Genomic DNA, 3,464 nt, shown 5'->3' with positions numbered 1-3,464 from the left:
GTCCATCGGTGTAGAAATGTCAGGCGTCATTTTCTGTGCCATCTTTGACAGGTGTTTGCCGCCATAAAAGTCATCAAGAATAATCCATATGGCTGTGAGCGCCAGCGTGAAAAACAAAAGACCTTTTTCCATGTGTTATCCCTTCTTTTTGCGGCGGATAAAGAAGAACCAAAACACGATGATAATAACGGTGAGAACAAGAATTTTAGTCATTGCTTGACGCACCCCCGATTTTTGAAATAACCATTTTCAGATCGGTTAGAATTTCCCGTGTCTGTTCGTTATCCTTTGATTGTTTGAACATGAACCACGCGAGCATTACGCCCATGGCTCCGTTATTTAATAGGATTGAATAGATTTGCTCCACAAGTCACACCCCCTACACCCTTGCCGAGAATAGGAATACGACAAGGAACACAATGCCGAACCCCAGCAAGATTTGTTTTGATGTAATAGGGTCTTGCTTTACGTCATGCTCTTTTGCTGTGTCCTCATCATCGACAAGAGACATTTGATCTTCAGCTTCGGGAACTGTAGACGTTCGGGTACTCATAAACCCCATGTTTGGATATAAGTCTGCGGCATGGTAGAACATTTCACCTAGACCCATTTGTGATGGTGCGTTCATATAAATCCTCCTTCGTAGTAGTCAAATAAGAAAAGGAGGGAAAAGCCCTCCCGCGTGTATTAATGCAAGCGTGAAAGCTTTTCAGCAACGATTTTCACGCGCCCGCCTTTTTGAGTATTGAAGCGAATCCAAAACTCTGTAAGACGTTCGGTGTCAATATAGTCACGAGAGCCGCCGAGGTTTGGCAAGCCTTGGTTAGAGAAGTCAAACACATAAACCCCATCCGGTAAGACATAACCCAAGTCCGAATGATTTCGGGCTGCAAGTGCTGACGGCTTAATGCTGTAAGGGATGTCGGCTTGGTTAAATACCAATTCCAAGTTGCCCGCAAAGTCGCTGTCCTTCAGCGGGTTGCCTGACTCATCCGTAAAGTAAAACATGAGTTTACGGTAGATCGTCCCTGTCTGAAGCTTCACGATATTTTGACCGTTCCCGGTGAACTGTTCGCCTTTTTCGTTTACAAGCTTCAGGACAGAAATATCCGGCATAGCTTGTGGTACAGAAGGGACGGAGAACGTTTCAATTGTCGGCGTGATTTTCAATTGCTTCAGTGTAACGGTGTCTCCAGTAGCCAACTGATACGCGTCTTGCGCGCGTGCTGTATCAATCTGAAGGGAAACGGTTGTCTCCTCGTTTTGTAGCAAGATAAGACCGACCGGGTCACGTTGGTTTAAAGTTAATGGCAGCGCGACTTGGAATTTAATACGCGCGTCTTTACCTGACGTGCTCGCGGCTGTTTCAATGTAAGATAACGCCCGCGGACTTGATGCAGGTAATAGAACGTCTGGATTCAATCGGTTTAAGCTGTATAGGTGAAGGGCTTCGCCTGACACAACAAAAGGACGGAATCCACTGTTTAATTCCAGTGCAATATTTCTGATAATCTGGTATGGTGAAAATGGTTTAGTTGGAATTGCCGCGTTCTGCGATTTGAGAGAGACAGTCGCGTCAAATTCAACTAAAATTTGTGATAGCAGGCGTACTTTCGGTAGGTTGAATGATACCGTTTGTGCGTCCTCTGTCACTGTCTGTGTACCCATCATCTGCCATGTTTGGCGGGTAGCCTGCGAGAATAGTTGAGCCTTTGCCTGTGCTGATAGTTGCTGTTGAGTTGCCATAAATTAAAATTCCTCCTTAGACTTCTGCCGCGATTGTAGATACAACCGGGATATGATATTTTGCTGAAGCTTTCTTAATAATCCACATGAAAACCATCGTGATAAATACAGTAATGAACGTATGAACTAACCATTTAACCTTCATGCTTTTTTCCTCCTTATACTGCGTTTACTAATTGCGTCACACCGTTAACCGGATGCTTCGTGACAATAACCTTTGTTACGACAATGACCATCATTGTGAATAGCGCAATGACAATCATGTTCTTCAGCCCGACACCTGCAAATTTTCGTGTCTCCAAGTCATCACCTCCTTTAAAGCTTCAATTTTGCTAGTACCGGGTTTTGCATACCCACTTTCCAATACCAAAAATTGTGCCCGCCGGGTTGCTCCATAAATTGCGGCATCCCTGTTGCTTTCACAATCTTTTTACGGTCATCCGGGTTTTGCATGGTGAAAATGAAATAGTGTGAACTGTTGGCCATAGCAATGACCGGAATGTCTGTTGGGCGCTGGGTACAAGCCCAAACGACTGCTTCTTTCGAACGCCCGCGCGTGTATAAGGCTTTCAATTCTTTCGGGTAGTTATGGGCGCTTGGCGCGACTTCCATTAATTCGTCTATCCATAGAATCGTATTTTCACGCTTGTACACCCAGCTCATGAGCGCGTTGTAATATTCCGGCTCTAATTCTTCAGCGACCGGGCAATAGATAATTTTCGGCGTCTCGACCTCGGACACGTCTTCCAATCGGTGAACCACAGTAAAGTCCTTACCTTCCTGCAAGCCATGCCACAATTCCTGCCGTTTCTTGCGGCGCTCGTGTACTTCGCCTTTCGTATCAAGCTTTACCACATGGTCTTTCCCAGCGAGATATACCTCAGCGACAACCGATTTACCTGTACCGGTTTGACCACAGATAAAAACGTGTTCGTCATCGCCAATTGTCATTCGCATGTTTTCCACTTCCTTTCGTGCTGTAAGCTTTCACAACACGCTTCACGCCTTTACCTCTTTTCATAGCAGCCATGATGGACGGTTTCGGGATTTTGTCGTAAGGGATTTTCTCCACAACTAAAAATTCCTCGCCCTGTTCGATAATGTCCAAGTGTTCAAACCAATAACGGCTGTATTCATGCATGGGGATGTTGTAATAGAAGTCACCTTGCTTCAGCGTCACCATACCGGACATAGTCGATCATCCCCTCTAAATGGTTGAGGAATTTTAAGACATCAATATCCTCCGAAAGGGATGAGTTGATGTAAGGAGCCGCCAAATTGCTTACTAGTGGGTTCCCCAGATCGTTCAGCAGGCTTTTGATTAGTTCTTTCAGGCGCGCTTTCATTTCCTCGTTGTTCTGTTGGTTGTTTTGGTAGTTCTCGTTTTGGCAAGACATTTTTCTGTACCTCTTTCTTTTTAGGTTGTTTGGATTTCCACATAATGAATTTAGGTATAAAGATCGTAAAGCACGCAATGAGTAACGCTATATGGTCTGCATACTCACTGGCGACACCCGCCACGCCTTCAGACTTCGCCATGATGTTTGCGAGTGGCGTACATATCTGTTCGGCTTCATCGGCGGTTAATGCAAAGTCTTCCATCCCAGGTCGTGCTGCCACGATCGCGCTTGTCGTCAGTAACAGCATTTTCAGCTGGGATGAATCAACTGTGCCCGCCGTCTTTTTCTTGGCTGCGCTTTTCATTTTCGTGCCAGTAC

At 45.4% G+C, this 3,464-nt stretch carries 5 protein-coding genes; all 5 read right to left on the bottom strand.

The window, feature by feature from the left end:
- Positions 1–379: 379 nt before the first annotated feature.
- Positions 380–628, bottom strand: a complete 249-nt coding sequence (locus ACFQ8T_RS21705; RefSeq protein ID WP_080467411.1) for a hypothetical protein — start codon at positions 626–628, stop codon at positions 380–382.
- 59 nt (positions 629–687) lie between these two features.
- Positions 688–1,746, bottom strand: a complete 1,059-nt coding sequence (locus ACFQ8T_RS21700; RefSeq protein WP_376642743.1) for a hypothetical protein — start codon at positions 1,744–1,746, stop codon at positions 688–690.
- 315 nt (positions 1,747–2,061) lie between these two features.
- Positions 2,062–2,703, bottom strand: coding sequence for a hypothetical protein (locus tag ACFQ8T_RS21695; protein ID WP_376642745.1), 642 nt, complete (start codon positions 2,701–2,703; stop codon positions 2,062–2,064).
- Complete coding sequence (locus tag ACFQ8T_RS21690) at positions 2,681–2,929, bottom strand: hypothetical protein (RefSeq protein ID WP_376642747.1); 249 nt, start codon at positions 2,927–2,929, stop codon at positions 2,681–2,683. The genes ACFQ8T_RS21695 and ACFQ8T_RS21690 overlap by 23 nt, the downstream gene beginning before the upstream one ends.
- Positions 2,930–2,979: 50 nt before the next feature.
- Positions 2,980–3,464, bottom strand: a 485-nt coding sequence (locus tag ACFQ8T_RS21685; protein WP_430548515.1) for a hypothetical protein, incomplete at its 5' end; no start/stop codon positions are given.

This window comes from Isoptericola sp. NPDC056618 (assembly GCF_042792715.1).
In the GTDB taxonomy this organism is placed as follows: domain Bacteria; phylum Actinomycetota; class Actinomycetes; order Actinomycetales; family Cellulomonadaceae; genus Isoptericola; species Isoptericola nanjingensis.
Note: the sequence above shows the minus strand (reverse complement) of the source record. Positions and strands in the feature narration are given on the sequence as shown.

Coding starts and splice junctions, on each gene's coding strand:
- ACFQ8T_RS21705 (WP_080467411.1), bottom strand. CDS start 628: ATGAACGCACCATCACAAATGGGTCTAGGTGAAATGTTCTACCATGCC.
- ACFQ8T_RS21700 (WP_376642743.1), bottom strand. CDS start 1,746: ATGGCAACTCAACAGCAACTATCAGCACAGGCAAAGGCTCAACTATTC.
- ACFQ8T_RS21695 (WP_376642745.1), bottom strand. CDS start 2,703: ATGCGAATGACAATTGGCGATGACGAACACGTTTTTATCTGTGGTCAA.
- ACFQ8T_RS21690 (WP_376642747.1), bottom strand. CDS start 2,929: ATGGTGACGCTGAAGCAAGGTGACTTCTATTACAACATCCCCATGCAT.